We start from the raw sequence: 26,592 nt of genomic DNA, 5'->3' as shown, positions 1-26,592 counted from the left end.
GAATGGAGCGTTTACTATGAAATTTGCCAAAGTTATGCCAACAATTCTTGGAGGAGCACTTTTGCTCGCTTCCGTATCTTCTGCAGGAGCGGCTCCGTTGTCAGATCAATCCATTCCGTTGCAAACGCCATACGTATCTGAGGAGGGGATTCCTTTGAACAGCGGCTCCGACGAAACCATCTTCAATTACCTTGGGCAACAAGAACAATTCCTGAATTCGGACGTAACGTCCCAGCTCAAAATTATAAAAAGAACCACGGACACCTCTGGCATAAGACACTTCCGTTTGAAGCAATACATTAAGGGAATTCCGGTCTACGGTGCAGAGCAAACGATTCATTTGGACAAAACAGGAGCCGTTTCCTCCGCGCTTGGCGATCTTCCTCCTGTTGAAGAGCAATCCATCCCGAACGACGGTGTGGCTGAGATCAGTGCTGAAGATGCCATTCGTATTGCCTCTGAAGAAGCCACTTCCCGCATTGGCGAGCTGGGCGAAGCCCAAAAAGACCCACAAGCTGAATTGAACATCTATCACCATGAAGAGGATGGTCAAACCTACCTTGTATACATTACCGAAGTCAATGTACTTGAACCTGCCCCGCTGCGGACAAAATATTTCATTAATGCCGTCGATGGCAGCATCGTATCTCAGTTTGACCTCATTAACTTTGCCACAGGAACAGGTACAGGTGTCCTTGGTGACACCAAAACCCTAACCACTACTCAATCGGGAAGCACATTCCAATTAAAAGATACGACACGTGGTCGAGGCATTGAGACGTATACGGCCAATAATCGTTCCTCACTGCCAGGTACCTTACTCACCGATTCAGACAATGTCTGGACAGACCGCGCAGGAGTAGATGCACATGCATATGCTGCTGCCACCTATGACTTTTACAAAAACAAGTTCAACCGCAACGGAATCGATGGTAATGGTTTAATCATTAAATCAACCGTGCATTACGGCTCCAACTATAACAATGCTTTCTGGAACGGTGTGCAAATTGTATTTGGTGATGGAGACGGTACAACCTTCACTTCCCTATCTGGTGATCTCGATGTGGTAGGACATGAATTAACTCATGGTGTCATTGAATACACAGCAGATCTCGAATACCGGAATGAACCTGGTGCATTGAATGAAGCTTTTGCTGATATTATGGGGAACACCATCGAAAGTAAAAACTGGTTGCTTGGAGATGCCATCTACACGCCTAACATTCCGGGCGATGCATTACGCTCCCTCTCCAATCCTACCTTGTATGGACAACCTGATAAGTACAGCGATCGTTACATCGGTTCACAGGATAATGGTGGTGTTCATATTAATAGTGGAATCATCAATAAAGCTTATTATCTCGCAGCGCAAGGCGGTACTCATAATGGTGTAACGGTAACTGGAATCGGACGTGATAAAGCGGTGAAAATTTTCTATAGTACACTTGTGAATTATTTGACACCAACGTCCAAGTTTGCCGCTGCCAAAACAGCAACAATTCAAGCTGCCAAAGATCTGTACGGCGCTAATTCGGCTGAAGCAACAGCGATTACCAAAGCCTATCAGGCCGTAGGACTATAATTAATCTCTAACTGTGGTGAACGTTCCGACACCCCTCACTGTCCGAACGGACCAACCCTAATGATGAACAAAAGCGGTGTCCTGGACAAATCCGGGAACCGCTTTTGCTTGTTATAATGTAGAAATATATACAAATTACATGTTCAACAAAGGCGATTTTCAGTACCAAGAAGATGGGATGAAGTATATTTCGTAATCAAAAGCACGTTTTAGTCAACCTCTTATATGGAAGGTCCAGCAGCGATCCATGACAACAAACCATACGTATGCTTGCAGCCTACCGCACGTGAAACCTCCAACACCGCTTCATCCTCACTTTGAGACAGCAGAGATACCTGAAATCCACGATCATTGCTCATCGCAACAATAACATAATGCTCTGATGCAAATGACTCTTCAAATGCAACCGTCACCTCTACGCATTCTTCATTCTCAGGCAAGATGAATGCCTCCATACCGAATTGTTGCACAACCAGTTGCCGGCTGACACTACGTACAGGTTGGAATGATAGATGCTGAGGCTGAACCGCGCCTGCTTGTAACTGCTCGCTACCCACAATATTGTCACACAAATGCTCTTGTTGAACGGACTGTTCATTGAGCTGGAACGTATCATTGCTGCTACTTGCCTCGGTTACATCTGACGCTTCCCCCGCTGTTGGAGTCCATTCGTCCGTCAATATATCAGTCTTGGGTTCTGTAACCGATTGTTCCTTCCATTCTTGAACAGATGTCTGAAGGAACTGAATTGCCTCGGCATGTGCCACAGTTTGTTCTTCCAATTGTGTAAGTTGCTGTTGTTGATCTGCTAATGTGAGTTGTGTCTGATGTTCGGACTCGTTCAGTAAACTGATCTGGTTAACCAGATCCAGATGATCCGAGAAGTTAGACTGGTTGATTGGATTAATGGGGTCGAGTTGATTCAGTTGATCCTCTTCTACATTTGCAGGTGCTTCCTGCCGTTTTGTGACCTCAAGCTGTTCCAGCGTCTCTCCACTCACCTGACGAATTGCAGTCCAGATATCCTCACTTAAATGTGCAGCATTCACAATCCCTTCATTTAAATGACGAGATGTGATGCTCTGCTCACTGAGCTTGCTTCCGTTAATGGCACCATCTGCAAATTTCTCTGCTGTGATAGCTCCATCTTGAATATGATCCGCGTTGATGCTTTGTGCTTGGATGTGATCTGCTTGAATGGCTCCGTCCTGAATATGGGCTGCGTTGATGCTTTGTGCTTGGATGTGATCTGCTTGAATAGCTCCGCCCTGAATATGGGTTGCGTCGATGCTTTGCGCTTCGATATGATCCGCTTGAATAGCTCCGCCCTGAATATGAGCTGATTGTACGCTCTCTTCAGACAGGTGTGCACCAGATACTGCTCCTTGCGCCAGTTTGCTACCGTCCACACTGCCTTCAGCGAGTTTATCCAACGTCACAGATCCGCTCTGCAACGCTTCTGTTGTTACGCTCCCCTCTTCCAAATGGGACGCCTGAATACTCTGTGCTTGAATATGATCTCCGTTGATGCTCTGTACTTGAATATGATCAGCGTGAATACTTTGCCCTCGGATATGACCGGCTTGAATGGCTCCATCCTGAATATGGGCTGCATCGATGCTTTGCGCTTCGATGTGGTTCGCTTGAATAGCTCCGTGCTGGATATGATCTGCCAGAACTGCCCCGCCTTGAATGTGTGCTGATTGTACGCTTTCTTCTGACAGATGCACACCAGATACTGCTCCCTGCACCAATTTGCTACCATCCACACTGTCTTCAGCGAGTTTATCCAACGTCACAGATCCGCTCTGCAACGCTTCTGTTGTTACGCTCCCCACTTCCAAATGAGACGCCTGAATACTCTGTGCTTGAATATGATCTCCGTTGATGCTCTGTACTTGAATGTGGTCTGCGTTGACGCTTTGCGCTTGGATATGATCTGCTTGAATGGCTCCGTCCTGAATATGGGCTGCATCGATGCTTTGCGCTTGAATGTGTGCTGATTGTACGCTTTCTTCTGACAGATGCACACTCGATACTGCTCCCTGCACCAGTTTGCTACCATCCACACTACCTTCAGCGAGTTTATCCAACGTCACGGATCCGCTCTGCAACGCTTCTGTTGTTACACTCTCCACTTCCAGATGAGACGCCTGAATACTCTGCTCTTGAATGTGTTCTGCGTTGATGCTTTGTGATTGGATATGATCCGCTTGAATGGCTCCATCCTGAATATGATCTGCGTTAATGCTTTGCGCTTCGATATGATCCGCTTGAATAGCTCCGTGCTGGATATGACCTGCTTGGATAGCCCCATCTTGAATATGAACTGACTGCACACTCTCTTCAGACAGATGTGCACCGGATACTGCTCCCTGCACCAGTTTACTGCCATCGACACTGCCACTTGCCAGCTTAGAGCGAGTCACGGATTCTTCTTGCAAAATAATAGAGCTGACGGATTCTTCTTCCAGATGAGATGTGCCAATACTCCGTTCGTGGATATGATGGGCGAAGATTGCTCCATCGTTAATATGGCGTGATTGTACCGCTCCTTGCTGAAGCTGAACAGTGCTGATTGAATCTGCTTTCAGGTGCAATCCACTGATCAAGCCCGGTTGCAGGTGCGCCTCTGTCACAGATAACGGTGCCAGATGATCCGTCTGAACGGAGCCGGGGAGGATATGATGGGAAGTAATGGCCTGCTCATTAATATGTTCCCCATGAACACTGTCTGCCTTCAGATGATGTGAATGAATAACCTGACTGCTCAGATGATCAGACTTGATGATGCCATCAGCCAGATGAATGGATGTTACTGCGGATGGCTGCAGATGCTCACTACTCACTGACTCGTGCTGTAATGTGTTCGAAGATACGGAATCTGCAACGAGATGTTCTGCATTAATCGAACCTGGACGCAATTTATTACCTGTAATACTTCCATCTGCAAATAACTCTGGGGACCGAATCTCATCTGCCAAGTGCTCCAGTGAAACGGAGTGCTGCTTCAGATGATAACCACGAAGCGTTCCTGCAGGGATATGCTTAGCTGTAATACTCTCAGCCATGATTTTACTGGACGTGACGCTACCATCTGCGAGTTTGGCTGAAGTCACAGCCAGGTCTGCTAATTTATCTGTGGCAACACTCTCTGGTGACAATTTCGGTGAAGTCACCGAATGATCTGTGAGATGTGGCGGGAAAATACTACCTCCTGCGATCTGGCCGGAAGTCACACTTCCCGGAGCCAATTTATCGGTGGTAACCGCGCCACGAGATATGGCATCCGTTTGCACACTTCCAGGCTGCAGATGGGGTACCCCCACAGCATGCTCGGTTAGGTGCTCCGACTTCACCGCATAAGGTCGAAGAGCATCTGAACCAACGCTACCTGGCGCAAGATGAGCCCCCGTCACTCCGCCATGTGCAAGATGTGATGATGACACACTTCCTGGAGCAATGGCTCTGCTACTGATCGATGCTGAGCCTAGTTTTTCTTCCGTTATACTTTCATCCGCAAGCTTCGCGTCTGTTACCGCACCATCCTGCAGTTCATACGTACCTACGGCAGACTCCGTCAGATGCTGTGTGGAGACAGCTCCGGGTGCAATTGCATCCGCAGACACACTGTCTGTGGCTAAATGCGTAGCCTCAATGCTCCCACTCGCAATGTGGATGGAATGGATCGCTGCATTATCCACATGCACAGGCGATATGCCTCGGTTGGCAATATGCTCTGCACGAACAGAACCTTTGGCGATATGCTTGCCATGTACTGCCTCATCTGCAATTTTGGAAGCAACAATACTCTGATCCGCAATCTTGGAAGCTGTAATTGACTGTTCCAGTAGTTTCGCTGTCCCTACAGATTGATCAGCCAATTTACTGCTGGTTACGGCGCCATCCACCAGATGTTCATTGGTCACTTCGCCCGTACCGATCTGTTCTCTGCCTACAGCAGCCGTCCGAAGCTGATTGGATCCTATTGCTCCGTCTACCAAATGTCTTCCGCTCAGCGAGCCTTCAGCCAAATGTCTTGCTTCAATTGCACCGTCTTCAATCTGCTCACTTCCAATGCTACCCGCCGCGAGCTGGGAACGATTGATTGCCCCTTCCGCCAGATGAGTTTGCTTAATCGCACCTGACTGAATGTGACGAGATTCCACCGATTGTTCTTCAAGCTTACTGCTGGTGACCGCTCCCTCACGAATTTTAGCTGTGGTCACTGCTTCGTCCGCTAATTTGGATGTATGCACAGCCCCACCTGTCAGGTGGCGAGTATCTACACCGCTGATGGCAATTTTATCTCCAGTAACGGCTTGGTTTTTGATTAAGTCCTCCGTAACGAGCATGCGACTAAGGTGCCTTGTGCCAATTGAACCATCTGCAATTTTGGCGGCATCAATAACCTGATTGCCAAGCTTTTGTGATGTGATGCTGCCATCTCTTATTTTCTCGCCGCCAACAGAAGCATTACGTATTTTGTAGCCAGATACCGAGCCATCAATTAAATGTTCCTCTGATACGGAAGCTTCGGCCAGTTTAGCAGACACAATCGCACCGTCTGCGATATGAATGCTAGTCACCGCATAGTCCTGTAACGCTTCGCTACCAACAGCTCCGGGCTTCATTTTGGATGCATCCACCGAGAACGGCGCAAGCCTACTCTCTGTTACCGCATACTCACTTAGGTCATCCGTATAGATATATGCTCCCGTTGAGCCTGGCATCTGATTCTGATTCAAGATATATCGGCGATCCTGACTCGTGATTTCCTTCGGCTCTTCTAGAACACTGGGTGCCACACTACTTACTTGGATTTTCTTGGGTTCATCCACGACCACAGGCGTAGACAACTCTGGTTCGCTTGCCACTTTTGGCTCTGGTTTCACTGCTGGTGCTTCAGATTGTACTGCTTCTGGTTCAGATCGTACTGCTTCTGGCTTGATGGGCTCTTCCGCGTTTGTTGCATCTGCAGTATGATTCGTCGATTCCGAAGAAGATTCTACAGGTGTCTGATTCTCAATAGCTTTAGAAGCTGGTACATGTGTCTCCAGCCGTTCTTCCTTGTGCAAGAACGGATCCGATTTAATCGAGCCGATACGGCGATCCGTCAGTTCCAATTCCTTAAACTTCGGGCTCACATGCCGCAGTTTCGGCGTAAGAACCTTCTTTTTGCCTCTTTTACTCATGCAGCTTGCTCCTTCCTCTCACGTTCGTCTCCGGCATCATATGCTTCAATCTAGGCATCTGCCACTTATAATCCGGACTTTTATCCATAAAGAATCCATCATGTACAAGCAAGAACGGATGGGATGAACCCCCTACAGTGAAATAGGCTACGTACGGTGACATCGAAAAAGGCGGCTGTCCATGCCCTCTGAGCAAAAATGTCATACGATATCGTATAAGTACGGGTATGCCATGAACGGACGAACCAGTGCCTTGATAACTTTGAAGGAGGAGCGGTCATGCCACAAGAGACGATCGGCATTATGTTCGATTCACGCATGTACCGAGGGATACCGGCCGGAAGAACCGGCCAGGAATCACTCGCCAATTATGAGCAGGCAGCAGCCTGCCACGGATTGATCCCTTGTTTTTTGCGGCTGGAAGATATCGATTTCAACACCAAAACCTGTATAGCCTATGTAAAAAAAGAAGAGGGATATGTTCGACAAAAAATGCCCTTGCCCACAGTCATTCATAACCGTGCGCTTCAACTCCGCAGAGCAGAACAGCATCAAGTTACTACCTTACTTTTGCAAGGTATTCAGGTATATAACGTTCGTAATCGTTACAGGAAGGATCACATTCACGACATGCTCCGTCAGGAACCTTTACTGAGAGAGCATCTGCCTCATGCCGTGAGAGCCACACCTGAATCGTTAACCGATATGATGGAGCAGTATAATGATTTGATCATTAAGCCATGTAGCGGAAGTATTGGGCATGGCATTATCCGAATATTCAAGCAAGACGGGCAATGGAAATTAACGCGTGAAACGAGAGCTTCTCGCAAAGGCTGGGCCACCTTTCGATTAACGAAGGGGCAGCTGCCCTCGGCGATTCTCCGCAGAATTTTCCGGTATGCATACCTCATCGAAGAACGCATTCCTCTCATACGTTATGAAGGCAGACCCGTGGATCTGCGTGTTTCAGTGCAACGTGGGATGGATGGATTATGGGAGGTGACTGGATTATTCGCCAAGGCCGCTCCAACACATACCTTTGTCACCAATATCGCACAAGGCGGCAAGGTCATGAGACTGGCTGAGGTGTTTGCTTCTGATATGAATAGTTCTGAGCTCACACAACTTGAATCCAGAATCCGTCTGGTCTCGCTACGCATCGCCAAAACGCTGGCAGCTAGCCTACCCCATCTTGCAGATTTAGGTCTTGATCTGGGCATTGCCCGCGATGGACAGATTTATTTTATTGAATGCAATGGACGGGATCAGCGTTACGGTTTCCGTAAAGCCGGTCTGCTGGAACAATGGAGGGCAAGTTACCACGAACCGATGGCATACGGGCGTCTTCTACTGGAGCAGAATTCGCGTATCCCTAGACAACCACAGACGTACCGTAAGTACCCGTATTGATTTCGGAGGCATTATGTGTCAATATTATGCAGAACGGCCGGGTCCTACCGGCCTTGATGTTCGCACTAACCCTAAGGGGGATATTCATGGCAAAAACGCTGTTACGGTTAATGACTGAGCTTTCTTCTCGCAAATGGATCTCGCGAACTGTGGGAGCCTTCTCCAAGAGCAGAGGAAGCAAGGCATTTATTCCTTATTTTGTCCGAACCTACGACATCCCTGTTCAGGAAGCAGAGAAAGACTGGAAGGAATACCGTTCACTGAATGATTTTTTTACTCGCAAATTAAAACCAGGCATGCGCCCACTAGACCTATCGGAGCATGCGCTAATTAGCCCAGTGGATGCCAAAATTACGGCAGCGGGTCCAATATCCGCAGGCACACTCCTGAATGTTAAGGGACAAAACTATACACTTGCTGAATTGTTGAACCACTCACCACATCTGGAGAAATACAAACACGGCTATGCCTTCGTCCTTTATCTCAGCCCTCGCGACTATCACCGCATTCATGCACCTGTGAGCGGACGCAGGATTGAGAGTGAACATATCAAGGGGAAAGTTTATCCCGTGAATGATTTTGGTCTGACACATATGAGATCGGTGCTGAGTCGCAACGAACGACTGATTACGTACATCGCCCATGAATATGGAGAGGTAGCTGTGGTTAAGGTCGGTGCGATGAATGTGAGCAGTATACAGTATGCTGATGCGGATACCAGCACATGGGCAAAAGGTGATGATCTAGCCTATTTTGAATTCGGTTCTACGGTGGTTCTCCTAACGCAAAGTGGTACGTTCGAGCCTACGCCTGGTCTACAGCCTGGAGATTCCGTCAAAATGGGAACATTGCTCGGCCGCCTGAAACCAATTCACTGATAACTTTGAGGCAGCACTCATGCACAATTAAAAAGGATGGCGGAACACCTGTATTCAGGGACTCCGCCATCCTTTTTGGATTGATCTGTGTATCATGCTATCATGATACACCTGTTACACTTCATGTATACAAGCATTACGAAGCCTCACTTCGTAATCATTGATCGACTGATATCTCTTCAAAACCATACGTCCTGCAACTCATCTGCGGGTTTCGACCGACGCAGACGGTTCCGGAAAATAAGGCATCCTTTTGTAGAGCATCCCCGGTTGCGGATCCGCCGTTTTCCGTTCATCCCAAGTCCCCCCTTCGTTTGTTCATCTGGAATGCTTTTTACTTACCCCTGACTCCCAGATTTGAAACGTTATGCTGTATCTTGGCATGAAGACCTAACGATCTAACGAATCTCGGAAGGACTTTTGCCTGTATACTGCTTGAACTGACGACTGAAAAAGAAGATATCCCGGTAACCTAAAGCATCCGCCACTTCGGTGACATTCATACCGGTATGCACAAGCAGATGCTCAGCACGTTCAATACGCATACGAATGATATACGATTGTACAGAAGAGCCAATTAACTCTTTAAACTTAATAGAGAAGTATCGCGGAGACAGCCCCGCACGTGCAGCCAGATCCTCCACACGATGCGTGATCCCTGGATGCTGACGAACATAATTCGCCACTTCCTGAATCACATCTGATAGCTGGTTACTCACCTTTTTCTCAACAGGTGCTTCCGTATCCGCACGCAATAGATGAATCATCAACTGCTTCAAGATCAACCGGCTTTCTTCCGTGCGACCGTATACGTCAGACAGGAACAGCCTTACATACCGTGCCAACAAATGTTCAAACTCCACCGTCTCCTGTACTTCACGATAGGACTGAGGCACATCCGTAACATCCACATCCACATCAAAATGGATATACGTTAGTACAAGCGGTTTCTGTCTATTATGTGTTGCACTTGTATGATCTCCTGGTCTGAATAGGAAACAACTGCCCTTGCCCACCTCGTAAGGCTGGTCATTCAGCACAACAGTTCCCTCACCACTCCACACATAAAATAAATCATAATTCTGCATCGGTTTTTCCCGCTTCTGCCACTTCCATCCCGGTTCGCAGACTATTTTGGCGACAGCGGGCAAAATAACAAATGATGACGGCGATGCCTGCAGCATGTCGCCACTCCCCCTTGAATGTTAATCTCTAGCTATTGCATCATACCCATTCTTATCGATTGGGGCTTAGGTTTACGAATTGTTCATCTCAAGTTGCTTAAGACATGTACGCAAATCCTTGTTGAAATGATGCAACAAGCTCATATATGTTCTCTGCTCCCATGGGAGCAGAATGTCTTATTCTATTATACAGCGGAATTCATCGAAACGAAAATGTACTCTTCTCCCAAGCGATCCGCATTCGGTTAATGCCCTCCGCAATTTCATCTTTCTCCAAATGTGCAAAGCCAAAACAGACTGCAGGATGACCTGGCGTAAGCTGATAGCGGGACGCATCACGGAATATTACACCATCCTCCTGAGCTAACGTTTTGAATCGAATATAACGCTCTCGATCATCATTCCACGACGCATAGATATGCAGCCCTGCATCCCCTGGCTGCATGGTAAATGCTTGAGGCAATTGCCGCTGCATCTCACGAACAAAAAAGGCATGTCGCTCCCCATACAACCGGGTTAAGCGTCGTAAATGGCGCAGATATCCTCCTCGCATCATCAACTTCGCAAGTGCACGCTGTTCGAGCAGCCCAGGTGGCACAGGCTCATACAACGCTTTAGCCGCAAGAAGGGGATCTACGAGCGCTGGAGGCAGCACTGCATAACCAAGCCGGAACGAAGCCACCATTGTCTGTGAGAAGGAGCCTACGTAGACCACACGTTGTTCCCGATCAAGCACTTTGAGTGGTTCGATCGGCCTTCCACCCCATCGAAACTCACTGTCATAATCATCCTCAATAATGACGGCATTTCGTTCACTTGCCCAATTCAGTAATGCCTTTCGCCGTTCTAGACCAAGAACAGCGCCTGTTGGAAAATGTCTTGTAGGTGTCACGAATAACACCTGTGCTCGCCAGTCCTGAAGAATAATGCCTTGAGCATCAATGTCCGCTGGAATAATCACGCCACCGCATGATTTCACAGCGTGAGCTATGCCTTGATATCCTGGGTTTTCTAATACGGCTGCGTCTCCTTCCGAGATCAACAACTGCGCTAACAGCACAATCCCCTGCATGGAACCACTGAATAGTACAATCTGTGAAGCCTCCGCATCAATTCCCCGTGTCCATCTAAGATGCGAGGCAATCGCTTCTCGCAGCTCTAGATCTCCTGCGGCACTGCTATGTTCACGCCAATCGCTGCGGTGAACAGCGGCCAGTGCACTCTTCCACTCTGCCTCTGGGAAATGCTCTGCCAGCATGCGCTGCACCTGAAAGTTAATGGTGGATTTGCCTTGCGCCAGCGCAGGCGTATCTCCCTTTTGCGTATCCAACGCTGCTACTCGCTTTCCCCATGCAGACAAGACAATTTGGGCTTCTGTGTTCTTCTGAGTCGATGTTGTTAACGTCTCTGTTACAAATGTACCTTTCCCCCGATAAGCCTCAACGTAACCATCTGCAAGCAACATATCATACACCTGTGCTACAGAGCCGCGTGACATACTGTACTGAACCGCGAGTTCACGTGTGGAGGGAAGTCTTGTTCCTCCGGTCAACGTGCCTGTATGTATCGCATCACGCAACGCATGGTATAGTGCAACATATTTGTATCGGTGCTGCTGCTCATATGTATCCATCGGTAGCCATAGTTCCATCATACGTCTCCTTTGTTTCTATCAGCTTTTCTAAATTGGACTATAAAATTTAATCTAAATTGGATCTATTTATATGTCAATGTACGTTCTATTGTTAGGGTAAAGCAACATTTTCGATTAAAAACCAATTCAGGGGGAACAACGATGAGACGAAAAGAATTTACAGTAGAAGAAGAACAAGAGATCATTACTTTTCTAGACCAATGCTCCTTTGGTTTTCTGGGAACGATTAGCCCGGATGGACAGCCTCGGGTCACGCCACTGAATTTTGTATATATGGATGGCTGTTTTTATTTTCACGGCAGTATCGCTGGAGAGAAAATGAAACAGATCAAGCAGAATACTTCGGTTAGTTTTACAGTCGCCGAAGAGTTTTCGCTGATCCCATCCTATTTTACTGACCCAGAGCTAGCTTGTCCGGCAACCTCCTTTTTCAAAAGTGTCATGGCGTTTGGTCATGCAGAGCCGATAAAAGACCTAGAGGTAAAAGGGCGGGTTCTACAACGATTTATGGAGAAACTTCAGCCACAAGGTGGCTATGTCCCTATCGATGCAACCGACCCACGTTACACTGGACAACTTAAAGCTGTAGCCGTTGTGCAAATTACGCCTGAGCGACTGACCGCCAAGTTTAAATTTGGGCAAAATCTCTCGTCTGAAGAGTTCGAGAATCTCAGCAATAAGCTGGAAGCCCGAAATGAAGGAAGAGATACAGAGACCGCTGAAATGATGCGAAAATACTGTCCTTTTCACCAGCAATAAACCTGCATTTTCAATCCACAACAACGCGGTGAAGTGATATAACTGTCATTATGCGTAATTTCCGTGACGGGGGGATGTCAAGGTGTTATAATGTTAGGCAGTTGAATCTCAAAGACTTGGAAGGATGAAAAGAATGAATCCACTGGCTGAACAGTTGAACGAAAGCATTCAGGCAGGCAGCAATCACGTCTACTCGATGCTGTCGCAGCTCGGCAAAGAAATTTACTTCCCGAAAGAAGGTATCTTGAGTCAGTCTGCAGAAGCAGCAAGTCTGGCCAAGACCTATAATGCCACGATTGGTATCGCCCTAGAAGGCGGAGTGCCTATGCATCTACCTGTTATTCAGGAGAAGCTGTCCGCATTCCAACCCAAGGATCTATACCCATATGCTCCTCCTGCAGGCAAGCCTGAATTGCGGAGTGTTTGGAAAGATAAGATGTTGAAAGAGACCCCTTCATTGGCAGGTAAGTCTTTTGGCAACCCAATTGTAACGAATGCATTAACTCATGGACTCAGTATTGTAGCCGATTTGTTCGCAGATGAAGGCGACGCTGTTATATATCCAGATAAAAACTGGGAAAATTATGAGCTGACTTTCGGAATTCGCCGTCATGCTCAGTTGGTTCATTATCCTCTGTTTGATGATCAATTAAACTTCAACAGCGAGGGATTGCTTGAAGCGCTGCTTGCTCAGAAAGACAAGGGCAAAGCGATTGTGTTACTTAACTTCCCGAACAATCCAACAGGCTATACACCAGGCCCTGAGGAAGCAGACGCTATTGTGAATACAATTCATCAAGCAGCTGAAGCGGGCGTAAATGTAGTTGTTGTAACGGACGACGCTTATTTCGGACTTTTCTTTGAAAATTCGATTCACGAGTCCTTGTTTGGCAAACTGGCAAGCATCCACCCACGTGTGCTGACCGTCAAAATTGATGGTGCAACAAAAGAGGAATTCGTATGGGGCTTCCGCGTAGGTTTCATCACGTATGCCCATGAAGATGCTGCTGTGCTGCATGCACTGGAACAGAAGACCCTTGGTATTATCCGGGCGACCATTTCCAGCGGGCCACACCCTTCTCAGACATTTGTACTGGATGCACTGAAAGCGCCAGAGTTTGAAGCTCAGAAGCAGGAGAAGTTTGAAATTATGAAAGGCCGTGCCAACAAGGTGAAGGCTCTTCTCGATAGCGGCAAGTATGGAGATGTATGGGAGTATTATCCGTTCAACTCCGGTTACTTCATGTGTCTGAAGCTGAAAGAAGTCAGCGCTGAGGCACTCCGTACCCATTTGTTACAACAATACGGCGTCGGAACAATTGCGCTGGGTGAGACTGATCTGCGAATTGCGTTCTCCTGCATTGAAGAATCCAACTTGGAAGATCTCTTCGATACCATCTACCGTGGAGTTCAGGAATTACAGACCACTTAGTATATCATTGTCATTGGATTAACATAAATAGGATAGGTTCATTACGAACCTATCCTTCCATACAAGACGCCCCTCTAGGTGAGTTACTCATCGTTTAGAGGGGCGTTTGTCATGTTATCCATATAACAAGGTTGATAGCAGGTCGAACCATTAGATCGACCATCTTCCCTATCTGCTTTTGCTCGATATCCTCATGGTCGTCTTAGCGTACACCGCCCAAAATGGTTATTTCTCCATGAATACGGGGCAAAGACCCAATCAGCCAACACCCATGGCACATAAGATACGGTGTACGCAAGGGCGTAACAACAACGAGTTGAAAGGGGAATGACCATGTCTGGAGTTGAAGAAACAAGAGGCGGTTATGGATACGGATTCGGAGGATTTACAAACACAGGTGCCATTCTTGTATTGTTCATCCTGCTTGTAATCATCACAAAGTCGTTCCTCTACTAGTCCTGATCCGGTGCACTTGTTCGTAGGTATCTATCCATAATAGGTATCGTAGCAATCAAAAAAACCTCTTACGGCAGTCACCGTAAGAGGTTTACTTTCATACAGACGAAACGATGCAGTGAATCACATAGTGAATATCGTTGGCATTACCAAAACGGCATTCTACTGGACATCGAGCCTTGAACATCATTACTGTTGCTTGTGAGCATATCGGGATTACATAAGAGAAATCTACTCCTCTTCTTCTTCCTTCAGCCACTTCTTACTTTGAGAACGTCGCATCAACATAATAACCAGCACGCCCAAAACCAACCCTACTCCCGCTATCGTAATTCCACCGATTCCACTCGACAGCATTGGCAACCACATCAGCAGAGCAGACACAGCATGCAGATTCGAAATGAAGCCCAGCACCTGTGAACGGCGGCTCTCCCCTGAGATCGGGTAGATCATAATCCAGAATGATTCCGCGTGACTGCGGCGAAGTGCACCGATCTGCACGCCAACCAGCAACAGGAACAACAGGTATGCGCCGATACCAAAATAAGTACCTGCCGTCCACCAAGACAACAGCATCCCGAGCACAACTAAACGTAGAACAATCGAGAATACTTCTGTCCGAATGAATGTCTTCGTAATTAGGTAGCGGTAAGCTTTGCCTGCATTCCATGCAAGCCCACTTCCCCATTTGCTGAGCCAGCGCCGTGAGCTAACCTTTTGACCTGAGGAAGGTACGTCTACGAACCACCCCAACGTCCGCATTACACGACCTGCTTGGCTTTGCTCAACCTGAATTAGACGTTCCCATGCCACCCGGTGTTTCACAGGTAAACGTAGTGCTACTAAATAGACCGCGGCCAGCAATAGCAGAAACCAAATACTACGCGCTGGTGGCTGCCATACCCAAGCGGCCACAGCAAGAATGGCGATTGCCCAGCGTAGCAAACGAAATGCCCTGGATGCACCAACCTGAACCATACGCAGCTCTTGCCATGCACCGTAGCTTGATAGCCCCTTCCACACAAGTAAGAGCAGGAGAAACCAGGTGAACGGTTTGGCATCCTGATCTGCCCTCACATAGAGCGGCCACAGCGTAAAGAATATGAGCAGCATGCCTAATGTTTTGTAGATTACCCCGCGGGCAAAGCTGTTCTTCAAATATTCATGCATCCGATGTTCCTGTGGACGTAAAAAAACGATATCCGCTGGATGAAGATATGTACGGTATCCGCTGAACAACACCAAAGGGGTAAGCAGAAGCAATGTGATCCAGCGAATCGGAAAGCCTGCAGGTATGTTCTGTACAAATGAGGTGTACCAAGCGGAAAAAGCAATGATGAGAAATAGAAATACCATCGCTACCCCACTTTGAATGACATATCCCAGATAAGGAAGAATTGTGTTCCAAAAGCCCGTGCGTCTTTGCTTCCATAACAGCTTCAGATCCATACTTAATCCCTGCCTTGTACGAGGGAATAGAACATATGCTCAAGCGTAGTATTTGACTCTCCGTACTGAGAACGCAGCTCCTCCAGCGTGCCATGAGCAATGACCTGTCCACGGTGCAGAACAATGAACCGATCACAATAATTCTCAATAGTAGAGAGAATATGTGAGCTAAGCAGAATGGATGACCCGGTGGCTTTCATCTCCAGCATGAAATCAAGCAATGAACGAATGCCAAGTGGGTCGAGACCCAAGAAAGGCTCATCAATGATATAGAGTGGTGGCCCTGCTACAAACGCACACATAATCATAACTTTCTGCCGCATTCCTTTGGACAAGTGGGTGGAAAGGCTGGTGCTTTTCTCCCTCATACGGAATAAATCCAGTAATTTCTCCGTACGCTGCTTGAAATCTGCCTCCGATACGCCATATGCCCTCGCTGTGAATTCCAAGTGCTCCATGACCGTCATCTCGTCATACAATTCAGGTGACTCAGGAACAAAAGCCATCGCGGATTGGTAGATCTGAGCATCCTCTTCTCGTGTCTTGCCCATTACGCGGACTTCACCCTGTTGCGGCGTCATCAAACCTAAGATATGTTTCATCGTTGTACTTTTACCAGCGCCATTTAATCCGATCAGTCCGACCATTTCTCCGCGTCCAACTTTCAGATCAATGCCGTGGAGGACAGGCCGCTTAGCACTATATCCTCCGCTTAACCCGTTGATTTCCAATACGGGGGATTGAACATTACTCATGAATCCCTGCACCTCTTTCGTCAGGTTTTATTCTTCGGAACGCGGTGTGTTCCCCTTGCTCCATTTTGGCGCTCCCTTGTTCTTGCGATCCTGGTTACGATCCGTTCTTCCTGTATTACCAGCTGGTTTGCTACCTGCATCACGTTGATTCGATACTACTGCTCTTGCACCACCGTTACGTGTTGCCTGTCCGGGCTTGCGCCCTTTCGAAGAGCCCGGCTTCCGACTGAAGGAATGCCCTTCAGGTCTTGTGTCAGGACGGGGATCTGCTTCCAATACTTTACCACCGAACAACACACGTTCTGCCAGCTCAATTCCGAGCTCACGTGCAAACTTACGCATAATAAAAATCTGTGTTTCATCTACAATAGACAGTACAATGCCACTGCGTCCCATACGTCCAGTACGGCCTGCACGGTGAACATAGTGCTCTGAATCGAACGCAGGATCATAGTTGATAACCATCGGCAATCCTTCGATATCCAATCCTCTCGCGGCAACCTCACTCGCAATCAACAATTGGATTTTACCGTTACGGAAAGCGGACAGGACATTGCTGCGTGTAACCTTATCTGCATCACCGTATAACGCGGCTGCGGATAGACCCAAATGATTCATTTTGGCTTCAACTTCACCGATATCTTCCGTAGCATTCACGAAGACAATGGCACGATCCGGATTGTACTGTCTTACGAGACGACGCAGCATATCAATTTTGTTACGTGTTTCCTCGACAAAATAAAAATGCTCAAGCCCTGCTGCCGTTGCGCGCTCTGGTTCAATTCCGATATGAACAGGCTCCTTCATCTCCCGTTTGGCAAGACCAGCCGTATGTTCATCAATTGTTGCCGATAAGAAAATCAGCTGACGGTCGCGGAGTGCACTGCGCAGTACGAAATCAACGTCACTTACACCGCCAAGCTGGAATACTTGGTCTGCCTCATCGATGACAATCGTGGAGACGTTATGCATTTTCAATTTTTTGAGCGTAATTAATTCCTTCAACCGTCCTGGTGTTCCCACAACAAGCGCTGGATGCTCGCGTAATTTCTCAATCTGGCGTTTCACCGCTGCGCCTCCAATTAAGCCTAGAACACCAATTTTACGCTCTTCTCCATAACGCTGTGCTTCACGCACAATCTGCATAGCCAGTTCTTGTGTAGGGGCGATAATAAGCTTTTGTGTGCCTTTTACATCACTTTTGATCGTTTGCAGAAGAGGCAACAAATAAGCAAGCGTTTTGCCTGTTCCCGTCTGGGATTTGGCTACGACATCTCGCCCTTCCAAAATCACCGGTATTGTCTGCGCCTGCACAGGAGAAGGTTCATTAATGCCATGTCCGGCAAGTACTTTCTCAAGATCCTCTGCTACGCCAATTGAAGCAAATGTATTCGTCATGTATGTCCATCCTTTAAGTTTATTCTTTTATTATTCCGTGGGATAAGCCTCTCATCACATTAACTTTCATTATATGCGAAAAGCAGCCATGAACCAAATCTTATTGTTAACGAGGTGGCTCACTTGTACGTTATGCTTGGACAAAAAAAAGAAAAGCTCCTCGGCGGAGCTTCCCGTAATTCAACCGTGATGTCCATTGCAATATGAAACTTGAACACGCTGTCACACGATGATTCATATCCGTCGCTCATTTCTGATTCATGAAGCCATGAGACAGGCGATCCGCAAGACGTGGGAACAACTGATACAGCCATATCCCTACAGATGCCATTCGAGGTAGGTTCACTTCTTCTTTACGCTTTTTCATCGCCTGAACCATATGTCCTGCAACATCCTCTGGCTTCAACATCATCCAGCGTACATTGTTAACATAATTGCCAGATGGATCTGCACGATGGAAGAACGGTGTATCGATCGGCCCAGGATTAATAGTGGTTACCGTTATTCCCGTTTTGCGTAACTCCTGACGTAGCGCATTACTGAAGCCGAGTACCGCGTGTTTGGTTGCTGTATAGGAAGCTGACTTTGCCGTTCCGATTTTGCCAGCCATGGAGGCTACATTCACAATCTGTCCTGTGCCATGCTTCAGCATGTGCGGCAACACAGCCTTCGTGCAACGAACAATGCCCATGTAATTCACGTCCATCATCTCATCGAATTCCTGCACAGTCATATCCGTCATCGCAGCAAACGTTCCATATCCCGCATTATTCAGCAATATATCGATTCGTCCGTACTTCTCTAACATATTACTTATTGCCGCCTGCACCTGCTCATCATTGGTGACATCGAGCGTAAGGAGTTCATGTTGCCCATTCAACGAAGCACCGATCTCTTCAAGCTTGTCCCGCGAACGAGCAGCCAATATAGGAATGGCTCCTTCTTCTATCAGCATCTGAGCACAGAGTGCGCCAATCCCACTCGACGCGCCAGTAATGAAAACAACCTGATCTTTCAGCATATCTGATGTCCTCCCGTAGTGAACACATATTGCCTCTTGAGGCCTATGGTACTATTCTACGAGATCATCACCTGAATATCCATCTCACCAATGCCATCCATCAATAATGGAATGCTCAATGCTTTCGTTGCACTAAATGCGGTCAAATGCTCCGATTTCATGACTTGTGGAGGTGTAATATCCACAACAACACCTTGATTGGAAAGAATGGTACTTGCATTACCGCTGATCATATTGCCAAGCTCGGAGATTGCACTTTTACTCATATCGTCCATTTCGGTGATCACAAAACCGCCCATCATGGCTGAAACAATTTTCAAAGCAACCGACTCTTGAATGCCAAATACAATATTTCCGCTCATTTGTCCGGTCATTCCAATCACGATCCAGACATGATCAGCAATGTACTCTACATTTTTCACGCCAAGACTTCCGGTGGAAGGCGAAACCTGGATGAGCTGTTCAAATACGTTACGTGCTGATTCCAGGAAAGGATTAATCACTTCCGCTTTCACTGTTTATGTCCCCCTCGCACTGGGTTATTGGTCACACACCAAAAGTCCCATATTCTATAAATTTATTATACTTTATCACGTACAAGAATACATCATGAATTCATCAATGAATGTGTACTATAATTTATCGTCATCTGTGCGGCAAATGTTTATAGCTAATTTTGGCGAAATAACAGGGTTTTTCATATATTGTTCAGGTAACTTTTCCCTCCATAAGCCTGTGCAAAGGAGTTTAGGACTATTTTACTGTTTTATTGAAAAGACTAGAAAATAAGATGTGCAAAATTAAAAATAAGTTCTTAAGCATTATTTTCGTGAAAATCAGATAAGCTGCCTTTCATCATGAAAAAGCATGACTTCTGTCCCCCGCTATGGTATAGAAGAATAGGAGACATATCATCATCTAACTAGGGAGTGAACCATTGAATGATTAACCAAGTCGGTCAAATCATGCTGTACGTCAACAACCAGGAACAGGCTCTACAATTTTGGACAGAAAAAGCGGGTTTCCATCTCATCGCAGAAGAAAACATCAGCCCAGAAATGAAATGGTACGAGATTGCTGCAACCCCGGATGCCGAAACGAGCCTTGTTCTTCAAGACAAACAGGTCGTTGCCAAAATGTCGCCAGGTGTCAATCTAGGCACACCTTCCCTGATGTTTTTCACTCCGAACATTGATAAGCTCTATCAGGATTTCAAGGATAAAGAGATTACAGTTGGCGAACTGGTAGATTTGCCTTTTGGCAGAATATTTAACTTTGCCGATGATGAAGACAACTACTTTGCCGTTATGGAACGCAAATAAAATAGGTTTACACTCAACAGATCATGAGCGAGATATCGTTATAATCTTCGGGCGGCTGACGCATAGTCAGTCGCTTTTTCTTATTAAAGCTGCCTCATCCTATGTATTCCTATGTTCTACAAACTTCGTGATGTTAGATTTATTGCCCTGTCCCGTTGAATCACCTATAATTTAAGATAACGGAACAATGAAACGTTACGGATTCCACTCACAAGCTTGATATGTAGTCGATACTTTGCCCGCTAGGAGGAAATACATGAATATCAGCCAACTGGAGACGCTGATCACGATATCCAAAACGATGAGTTTCCGCAAAGCGGGAGAATTACTGAATCTCACTCAGCCTGCCGTCTCTGCCCAGATCAAAAGTCTGGAGGATGAATTCAACACCGTTCTTGTAGATCGTAATCAACCCGTCACACTCACTGACCGTGGCCAAGTATTTCTGGAACATGCCGAGCGCATGCTGGATATTGTGGATGAATTGAAACAAAAGCTATCCGATCTGGATGAAACACCACAGGGAAGGATTGTACTCGCTACAACAACATCCATCGCCATTCAAATTTTACCAAGGGTATTGTCTTACTTTCAGGATCAGTTCCCTCTAATTAAAACAAGCATTCAGTCCCTACCATCCTCACAGATTTATACTCAGGTCGAAAATGGTTTGGTCGACATCGGTATCGGTTATCTTACGGAACGTAATCCGAATCTGAATACCGCCGTGTTGTATTACGATACGTTTGAACTCGTCGTTTCTCCTGCCCATCCCCTGGCGAAGCAAAAGCACGCTGCCGTGGACGTATTGCGAAACACCCCCCTGATTCTATTGTCCCCAGATACTGTGGGGCGTCGTTTTACAGAAGCTGTGTTCAAAAAGTATGATATTCAGCCCAACATCGTCATGGAGTTGTCGAGTAGCGAAGAAGTCAAACGTATGGTTGAGATCAACTTAGGAGCTGCTGTCATATCCAAGCAATCCGTCGCACATGAGCTGCGGCAAGGTACGCTGCGGATGATCCCACTAAGTGAACTTGAGGTCAGTCATCCCGTCGGCGTCATTTACAAATCCAGCCGGTATCTCAACTCAGCCATGCAGCAATTTCTAAGTGATCTCAAAGGTATGCCTGAGACACAGTTCATCAGTTCTGAATGACAAATGAGCTATGAGAAAGGAAGGATTTCTAATGAAATTTGATCTTCATACACATCATTTTCGTTGCGGTCATGCAGACGGTAATATTCGTGATTATATTGATGCGGGTATTGAGGCAGGACTTCAAGCCATCGGTATCTCCGACCATACGCCTTATTTTGGCAGTGAAGAGGAGCAGGCGTTTCCACGAATTGCGATGGGCAAGTCGGAATTACGTAACTATGTTGAAGAAGTCTTGTCATTGAAACAAGAATACGCGGGCAAAATTGACGTATTACTCGGCATTGAATCCGATTATTTCCCCATCCATGCGGAGCTGTATCGTGACACGCTTGGGCAGTACCCTTTTGACTATATTATTGGATCTGTCCACCATACCGAGGATGTTAGCATTTTCAATAAGACACGATGGAAGGGACTTAGCAACGTACGCAAAGTTGAAGTGAAAGAGAGTTATTATTCTTTGATTGCTCAGTCTGCTCGAAGTGGTATGTTTCAGATTCTCGGTCACATCGATGCGATGAAAGGCAACTACCCGCCCTTCTCGGAAATTATCGCGGATGATGCGATTGATAAGACGTTACAGGTTATTGCCGATGCGAACGTAGCGATTGAAATTAATACCTCAGGCAAAACAAAGCTCAGCGGAGGCTGGTACCCTTCGGATGCCATTCTCGAACGTGCCCAGCACTACGGTGTGAAAGTAACGTTTGGATCGGATGCTCACAAACCTCAGCGTGTAGGGGACGAGCTGGAAGAAGTGCGTACTCGACTGCTGGAGATTGGGTTTACAGAATGGGTATATTTCAAACAAAAGCAGATGCAGATTGTTCCTTTGTAGTGGTTCAGTCCGCTTATATTAAGTCAAGAACCCCACTTGGAAGCTCATTCCGTAGTGGGGTTCTGTGTTTTCGTTGCGATCTGCTTTATATGAGGACAAAAAAAATGAACCCGTTCGCACGGGTTCCAACAGCATAATATATTTATCAAAAAGGGGGTCATGAGATAAGTTTACCCGCTGTCTGTTAGAGTTCAATTGCAGCTATATTTCATTTGTGTAACAAATAAATTGAAGTTCAAATACGTGTTTCAACTCTCTTATTCTATGTCAGCTGAGGCTTGTCGAAGACCATAGCCTGGAGGTTACTTTCCATGATGGCTTGAACCTGTTGCTCCCGGTACATGCTGTATACTTTAACGTCCATCAACGTATCACTTTCACTGGTGACGTCATGCTCCACTGAACCAAAAGAAGGCAGCGTTCGTTCGTAAGACATACCGCTTTTGTATAACACCCGCTCAGATGATACGTTAGCTTCGTAACAACGTGCTTCCACTTTCGATAAGTGTAGCTCCGTAAATCCGAATTCAATCATCCGTCGTAGCGCCTCCGTAGCTATGCCTAAGCCCCAACAAGATCTGCTCACGATGTATCCAATCTGAGCTGTACCCTGCTGCTCATTCCAATGTTGAAATGAAATGATACCAATGAGTGGCTCTCTTCCTTTCCAACATATCCCGTAATGCAACGATTCAAGCTTCGCACTGCTACTGCGAATCTGATTCAATAATCGCCGGGCACGAACCGGTGTTGGCTGGTTCCCTCTGTTCACATAACGGATGATCTGTGGATCGGAAAACAATTCCGACAATGTGCCAAAATCATTCTGACGTAACGATCGTAGCACAAGGCGTTCTGTCCATAGTACAGGCAATCCCTGACTTAGCATTTTTCGGGTCAGCATGACAATCGCTCCTTTTGCCTATCGGGTTTGAGTCCGGTAAGACAAGCATGCTCTGGAGATGATCCGGAAGTATAATATTTCAATGATACAATTCGAAAAGGACGACTAGATATCGTATGGTTCTATCACGGCTTACGTTATTATGCCAACACACGCTGAGCTGTTATTCCTCTGTCACACTTTTCTCCTGTAATCCACGATAAACACCTGTACGAATCTCTCGAATGTATAGCTCAAGTGCTGGCACCCCGGCTTGTTGTGCAACCTGAACCTCCTGCTCGATATCATAGGGGACTCGGACAAATTGAATATTGATGGTCTGGTTTATATCTCCGCTGCTCTCTCCCTCAAGAATACAATACGAAGCCTGAGGAATATCCAGTGGATTGCCCACACTTCCCACATTGAACAAAACTTTCCCATTTAGGTGCTGTAGATAAGCATTGTGTACATCGCCATAACCAACGATATCTGCCTGTCCGAGTTCAGGCTCATTCGCTGGGGCATCAAACATTGCAATACGTTTGTCCATTTCGTCCCATGGTTGTACGCGATGATATACGCTCTGTGGTGAAGCATGTAACAATCGAACGGTACGACCACTTAACTCGAATTGGTGACTAAATGGAAGATTCGCTAAATAGTCCAGCCGTTCCTGCCCAAGCTTGTCTGCTTGCCAAGTAAAGTTCTCATTATCCCGATTCACGGCGACCAGCTCATCCCAATTGCCACGAACGACTTGTTCACATGTCTCTCTCACCTGATCAACCACCTGAACCGGATCAGGCCCTTTGCCTACAAGGTCGCCAAGACAAAAGATTCGCTTCAGCCCGCGACTCCGAATATCGTTCAACACTGCTTTCCATGCCGTCATATTGCCGTGAATATCGGATACAATCGCAATTCGTTCCATCCTGGCTAACCTCCATTCATAACTTGCATATTCATGTATTGTATTATGTCAGATGTATATTATGTTTGATGACTCTGCAAACGAAATACGGTGACTTCTGGTCTGCACAAAAAACGAATGGGCAAATGGGTCATCCCGAACCCCCGATTCACATACACCGGCATTTTCGTCCAACCGGCATAATACAATCCCTGCACATATTTGTGTGCACCACGAGGAGCAGATAATGCCCCAATCCAGGGAAAACGAACCTGACCGCCGTGGCTATGCCCAGACAACTGCAAACCAAAACCATTTGCAGCAGCTCTATCCGCATAATCTGGCTCATGCATGAGTAATAGCTTCCAAGTGTCCTCATCCAGACCATCCACAGCTGTAGCCAGATTAGGCTTACCCGTTAACGCATCATCTAAACCAACGATAGCTATTCGATCTTCATGATGCCGGATAACTACATGAGCGTTCCGAAGTAAGGTAAAGCCAGCTTGCTCAAACATTTTCTCTACTTCTTCTTGCTGCTTCCCCCGGTAATCATGATTACCGAAAACTGCAAACTTGCCAAACTTAGCTTGCATGGAAGATAGAGCCGGAATACACTCCCGCATAGGTTCTGCATCTCGCTCCACGATATCTCCTGTAAAACATATCAGATCCGGCTGCTGCTCTTGAATCAGATCCGCCAGCTTCTCGATCTGCTTCACGCCAGTATGGAACCCGATATGGGCATCACTGAACTGAATTAGTCGCAAGCCATCAAAGGCGCTGGGGAGTTTAGGGAGATTCAATTGTATCTGCTTTACTTCCACACGACGCGGCTCCCATAGCGCATATCCACCTGTAAACACAGTTGCGATCGCTGTCATTAGAGCCGTCTTTAACTTTGTACTTCGCCGGGAGGGATCATGATCCTTTTCCTGACCAGGAAAAATGGGCTGCTCTGTCTCATTCTTATCGGCTCCGCGCCTGATTAGCGTCTCCTTACTACTCTTATACGGCACCCTTGCCATGTTCCCTCTCCTCCTTCCGCACGAAAAACATCCCCTCATTATAGCATATTCTGCATGATAAGCTCGGTTCCTTCGCCCCATTACAAAAAGAAGTCATGTCCCCAAACAACCACGATCGGAGAACACGACTTCTTGTCACATATCATATTAGACTGACAGTTATAAAATTCTACTACAAAACCATTTGCGCTAAACTAGCTACGCTTAAACGCCCAACCAACGTTTGAACATATGCTTCGTTGTTTGTTTGTTCATTTCAGCAATAGAAGTAGTCAGCGGAATGCCCTTAGGACAGGATTGAACACAGTTCTGCGAGTTACCACAGCCTTCAATTCCTCCATCCTCCATCAATGCTTCCAGACGATCCTCAGCGTTCATCTCACCTGTTGGGTGAGCGTTGAAGAGACGTACTTGCGAAAGTGCTGCAGGTCCAATAAAGTCTGTCTTTTCATTCACGTTAGGACAAGCTTCCAGACAAACACCACATGTCATACATTTGGATAACTCATATGCCCATTGACGCTTCTTCTCTGGCATACGCGGTCCTGGCCCAAGGTCATAGGTACCGTCAATTGGAATCCATGCTTTTACCCGTTTCAGGGCGTTAAACATCCGATTACGGTCAATGACAAGGTCACGTACCACCGGGAATGTTTTCATTGGTTCAATACGAACCGGTTGCTCCAGCTTATCGATCAATGCAGCACACGCTTGGCGCGGCTTGCCGTTGATCACCATGGAGCATGCTCCACATACCTCTTCCAGACAGTTCGATTCCCAACATACTGGAGCAATTGACTTACCCTCAGTATTGACCGGGTTCCGCTGAATTTCCATCAGGGCACTGATCACGTTCATGTTGGGACGGTACGGAAGTTCGAACTCTTCGTTATACGAAGCTGATTCTGGGCTATCCTGACGTGTGATGATAAACTTGACGGTTTTGTTCGCTGTTGCTTGTTCCGCCATATCGTAGTCCCCTCCTTGGTGACGATGATTGTATTGCTATCGTTATAAGACCAACGTGTTACACGTAGTCATTCCGCCGACAGAAGATCCTTCCGATCGCTGTTATCCCCAGACTTTCTTTGATCCCATCCAACAGGGTTAAAATCCGGGGATAAAGGCGAGCGCTTCACTTCTTCAGTATTCTTCTGTCTTCTCCGTTAAAGTGGTAACTGTTTGGAATTTATAAATATAAAAATAAATCTTCTTGCTGATTCACAGTTAAGAGCGGACACTTCTCTAGGTCATTTCCGCTCCCTCCACTACG

Annotated in this window: 21 protein-coding genes; 9 read left to right on the top strand and 12 right to left on the bottom strand. The window is 46.7% G+C overall.

Annotated features, from left to right (window positions below; translation table 11 throughout):
• Positions 1–16: 16 nt before the first annotated feature.
• Entirely contained in the window at positions 17–1,582 is a 1,566-nt protein-coding gene (locus M3636_RS22915; RefSeq protein WP_251384151.1) for a M4 family metallopeptidase, read from the top strand.
• A gap of 221 nt (positions 1,583–1,803) precedes the next feature.
• Here the strand turns inward: M3636_RS22915 and M3636_RS22910 are convergent, their stop codons facing one another.
• Positions 1,804–6,777 carry a WIAG-tail domain gene (locus tag M3636_RS22910; protein WP_251384150.1) on the bottom strand — a complete coding sequence of 1,658 codons (4,974 nt, stop codon included), beginning with the start codon at positions 6,775–6,777 and terminating at the stop codon, positions 1,804–1,806.
• Between the two features lie 279 nt (positions 6,778–7,056).
• Between M3636_RS22910 and M3636_RS22905 the strand changes: the two genes are divergently transcribed.
• Together M3636_RS22905 and asd are read left to right on the top strand one after the other, a co-directional pair.
• Positions 7,057–8,187: a YheC/YheD family endospore coat-associated protein gene (locus M3636_RS22905; RefSeq protein ID WP_251384149.1), complete on the top strand. Its 1,131-nt coding sequence runs from the start codon at positions 7,057–7,059 to the stop codon at positions 8,185–8,187.
• A gap of 86 nt (positions 8,188–8,273) precedes the next feature.
• A complete protein-coding gene (asd, locus tag M3636_RS22900; RefSeq protein WP_251384148.1) occupies positions 8,274–9,065 on the top strand; it encodes an archaetidylserine decarboxylase in 792 nt (263 codons plus the stop codon).
• Positions 9,066–9,463: 398 nt separating this feature from the next.
• On the opposite strand, the gene M3636_RS22895 is transcribed toward asd, so the two are convergent.
• Positions 9,464–10,249, bottom strand: coding sequence for a helix-turn-helix domain-containing protein (locus M3636_RS22895; RefSeq protein WP_128103403.1), 786 nt, complete (start codon positions 10,247–10,249; stop codon positions 9,464–9,466).
• A gap of 199 nt (positions 10,250–10,448) precedes the next feature.
• On the bottom strand, positions 10,449–11,900 hold the full coding sequence (gene pdxR / locus M3636_RS22890) for a MocR-like pyridoxine biosynthesis transcription factor PdxR (protein WP_251384147.1): 1,452 nt from the start codon (positions 11,898–11,900) through the stop codon (positions 10,449–10,451).
• Between the two features lie 144 nt (positions 11,901–12,044).
• Between pdxR and M3636_RS22885 the strand changes: the two genes are divergently transcribed.
• The 3 genes from M3636_RS22885 to M3636_RS22875 all read left to right on the top strand — a co-directional run bounded on the left by M3636_RS22885 (position 12,045) and on the right by M3636_RS22875 (position 14,550).
• Positions 12,045–12,662 (top strand): pyridoxamine 5'-phosphate oxidase family protein, encoded by a 618-nt coding sequence (locus tag M3636_RS22885; RefSeq protein WP_251384146.1) that lies wholly within the window; start codon positions 12,045–12,047, stop codon positions 12,660–12,662.
• Positions 12,663–12,795: 133 nt separating this feature from the next.
• A complete protein-coding gene (locus M3636_RS22880) occupies positions 12,796–14,094 on the top strand; it encodes an aminotransferase class I/II-fold pyridoxal phosphate-dependent enzyme (RefSeq protein ID WP_251384145.1) in 1,299 nt (432 codons plus the stop codon).
• Between the two features lie 333 nt (positions 14,095–14,427).
• Positions 14,428–14,550: a YjcZ family sporulation protein gene (locus M3636_RS22875; RefSeq protein ID WP_217363759.1), complete on the top strand. Its 123-nt coding sequence runs from the start codon at positions 14,428–14,430 to the stop codon at positions 14,548–14,550.
• A gap of 231 nt (positions 14,551–14,781) precedes the next feature.
• Here M3636_RS22875 and M3636_RS22870 read toward each other — a convergent pair whose 3' ends face one another.
• The 5 genes from M3636_RS22870 to M3636_RS22850 all read right to left on the bottom strand — a co-directional run bounded on the left by M3636_RS22870 (position 14,782) and on the right by M3636_RS22850 (position 19,688).
• The gene (locus tag M3636_RS22870) at positions 14,782–15,999 is read right to left on the bottom strand and encodes an ABC transporter permease (RefSeq protein ID WP_251384144.1); all 1,218 of its coding nucleotides are present in this window, start codon (positions 15,997–15,999) and stop codon (positions 14,782–14,784) included.
• 2 nt (positions 16,000–16,001) lie between these two features.
• On the bottom strand, positions 16,002–16,754 hold the full coding sequence (locus M3636_RS22865) for an ABC transporter ATP-binding protein (protein ID WP_251384143.1): 753 nt from the start codon (positions 16,752–16,754) through the stop codon (positions 16,002–16,004).
• A gap of 27 nt (positions 16,755–16,781) precedes the next feature.
• Positions 16,782–18,152 carry a DEAD/DEAH box helicase gene (locus M3636_RS22860; RefSeq protein WP_251384142.1) on the bottom strand — a complete coding sequence of 457 codons (1,371 nt, stop codon included), beginning with the start codon at positions 18,150–18,152 and terminating at the stop codon, positions 16,782–16,784.
• A 247-nt stretch (positions 18,153–18,399) separates the two neighbouring features.
• Positions 18,400–19,173 carry an SDR family NAD(P)-dependent oxidoreductase gene (locus tag M3636_RS22855; RefSeq protein WP_251384141.1) on the bottom strand — a complete coding sequence of 258 codons (774 nt, stop codon included), beginning with the start codon at positions 19,171–19,173 and terminating at the stop codon, positions 18,400–18,402.
• 56 nt (positions 19,174–19,229) lie between these two features.
• Positions 19,230–19,688 carry a chemotaxis protein CheX gene (locus tag M3636_RS22850; RefSeq protein WP_056702483.1) on the bottom strand — a complete coding sequence of 153 codons (459 nt, stop codon included), beginning with the start codon at positions 19,686–19,688 and terminating at the stop codon, positions 19,230–19,232.
• Between the two features lie 426 nt (positions 19,689–20,114).
• Here M3636_RS22850 and M3636_RS22845 point away from each other — a divergent pair, with 426 nt between their 5' ends.
• From M3636_RS22845 to M3636_RS22835, 3 genes are all read left to right on the top strand, one after another.
• Entirely contained in the window at positions 20,115–20,495 is a 381-nt protein-coding gene (locus tag M3636_RS22845) for a VOC family protein (RefSeq protein WP_251384140.1), read from the top strand.
• A 256-nt stretch (positions 20,496–20,751) separates the two neighbouring features.
• Complete coding sequence (locus M3636_RS22840; protein ID WP_056702477.1) at positions 20,752–21,654, top strand: LysR family transcriptional regulator; 903 nt, start codon at positions 20,752–20,754, stop codon at positions 21,652–21,654.
• 31 nt (positions 21,655–21,685) lie between these two features.
• Complete coding sequence (locus M3636_RS22835; protein WP_251384139.1) at positions 21,686–22,495, top strand: histidinol-phosphatase; 810 nt, start codon at positions 21,686–21,688, stop codon at positions 22,493–22,495.
• Positions 22,496–22,757: 262 nt separating this feature from the next.
• Here the strand turns inward: M3636_RS22835 and M3636_RS22830 are convergent, their stop codons facing one another.
• From M3636_RS22830 to sdhB, 4 genes are all read right to left on the bottom strand, one after another.
• The gene (locus tag M3636_RS22830; protein ID WP_251384138.1) at positions 22,758–23,399 is read right to left on the bottom strand and encodes a GNAT family N-acetyltransferase; all 642 of its coding nucleotides are present in this window, start codon (positions 23,397–23,399) and stop codon (positions 22,758–22,760) included.
• A gap of 163 nt (positions 23,400–23,562) precedes the next feature.
• The gene (locus M3636_RS22825; protein WP_128103412.1) at positions 23,563–24,312 is read right to left on the bottom strand and encodes a metallophosphoesterase family protein; all 750 of its coding nucleotides are present in this window, start codon (positions 24,310–24,312) and stop codon (positions 23,563–23,565) included.
• A gap of 59 nt (positions 24,313–24,371) precedes the next feature.
• Complete coding sequence (locus M3636_RS22820) at positions 24,372–25,319, bottom strand: metallophosphoesterase (RefSeq protein WP_251384137.1); 948 nt, start codon at positions 25,317–25,319, stop codon at positions 24,372–24,374.
• A gap of 204 nt (positions 25,320–25,523) precedes the next feature.
• Positions 25,524–26,288: a succinate dehydrogenase iron-sulfur subunit gene (gene sdhB / locus M3636_RS22815; protein WP_251384136.1), complete on the bottom strand. Its 765-nt coding sequence runs from the start codon at positions 26,286–26,288 to the stop codon at positions 25,524–25,526.
• Positions 26,289–26,592: the final 304 nt, after the last annotated feature.

Source organism: Paenibacillus sp. MER 99-2 (assembly GCF_023714095.1).
In the GTDB taxonomy this organism is placed as follows: Bacteria; Bacillota; Bacilli; order Paenibacillales; family Paenibacillaceae; genus Paenibacillus.
Note: the sequence above shows the minus strand (reverse complement) of the source record. Positions and strands in the feature narration are given on the sequence as shown.

Excerpts from the sequence above, each read along its gene's own strand:
- M3636_RS22915 (WP_251384151.1), top strand. The coding sequence starts at position 17 with ATGAAATTTGCCAAAGTTATGCCAACAATTCTTGGAGGAGCACTTTTG.
- M3636_RS22910 (WP_251384150.1), bottom strand. The coding sequence starts at position 6,777 with ATGAGTAAAAGAGGCAAAAAGAAGGTTCTTACGCCGAAACTGCGGCAT.
- M3636_RS22905 (WP_251384149.1), top strand. The coding sequence starts at position 7,057 with ATGCCACAAGAGACGATCGGCATTATGTTCGATTCACGCATGTACCGA.
- asd (WP_251384148.1), top strand. The coding sequence starts at position 8,274 with ATGGCAAAAACGCTGTTACGGTTAATGACTGAGCTTTCTTCTCGCAAA.
- M3636_RS22895 (WP_128103403.1), bottom strand. The coding sequence starts at position 10,249 with ATGCTGCAGGCATCGCCGTCATCATTTGTTATTTTGCCCGCTGTCGCC.
- pdxR (WP_251384147.1), bottom strand. The coding sequence starts at position 11,900 with ATGGAACTATGGCTACCGATGGATACATATGAGCAGCAGCACCGATAC.
- M3636_RS22885 (WP_251384146.1), top strand. The coding sequence starts at position 12,045 with ATGAGACGAAAAGAATTTACAGTAGAAGAAGAACAAGAGATCATTACT.
- M3636_RS22880 (WP_251384145.1), top strand. The coding sequence starts at position 12,796 with ATGAATCCACTGGCTGAACAGTTGAACGAAAGCATTCAGGCAGGCAGC.
- M3636_RS22875 (WP_217363759.1), top strand. The coding sequence starts at position 14,428 with ATGTCTGGAGTTGAAGAAACAAGAGGCGGTTATGGATACGGATTCGGA.
- M3636_RS22870 (WP_251384144.1), bottom strand. The coding sequence starts at position 15,999 with ATGGATCTGAAGCTGTTATGGAAGCAAAGACGCACGGGCTTTTGGAAC.
- M3636_RS22865 (WP_251384143.1), bottom strand. The coding sequence starts at position 16,754 with ATGAGTAATGTTCAATCCCCCGTATTGGAAATCAACGGGTTAAGCGGA.
- M3636_RS22860 (WP_251384142.1), bottom strand. The coding sequence starts at position 18,152 with ATGACGAATACATTTGCTTCAATTGGCGTAGCAGAGGATCTTGAGAAA.
- M3636_RS22855 (WP_251384141.1), bottom strand. The coding sequence starts at position 19,173 with ATGCTGAAAGATCAGGTTGTTTTCATTACTGGCGCGTCGAGTGGGATT.
- M3636_RS22845 (WP_251384140.1), top strand. The coding sequence starts at position 20,115 with ATGATTAACCAAGTCGGTCAAATCATGCTGTACGTCAACAACCAGGAA.
- M3636_RS22840 (WP_056702477.1), top strand. The coding sequence starts at position 20,752 with ATGAATATCAGCCAACTGGAGACGCTGATCACGATATCCAAAACGATG.
- M3636_RS22835 (WP_251384139.1), top strand. The coding sequence starts at position 21,686 with ATGAAATTTGATCTTCATACACATCATTTTCGTTGCGGTCATGCAGAC.
- M3636_RS22830 (WP_251384138.1), bottom strand. The coding sequence starts at position 23,399 with ATGCTGACCCGAAAAATGCTAAGTCAGGGATTGCCTGTACTATGGACA.
- M3636_RS22825 (WP_128103412.1), bottom strand. The coding sequence starts at position 24,312 with ATGGAACGAATTGCGATTGTATCCGATATTCACGGCAATATGACGGCA.
- M3636_RS22820 (WP_251384137.1), bottom strand. The coding sequence starts at position 25,319 with ATGGCAAGGGTGCCGTATAAGAGTAGTAAGGAGACGCTAATCAGGCGC.
- sdhB (WP_251384136.1), bottom strand. The coding sequence starts at position 26,288 with ATGGCGGAACAAGCAACAGCGAACAAAACCGTCAAGTTTATCATCACA.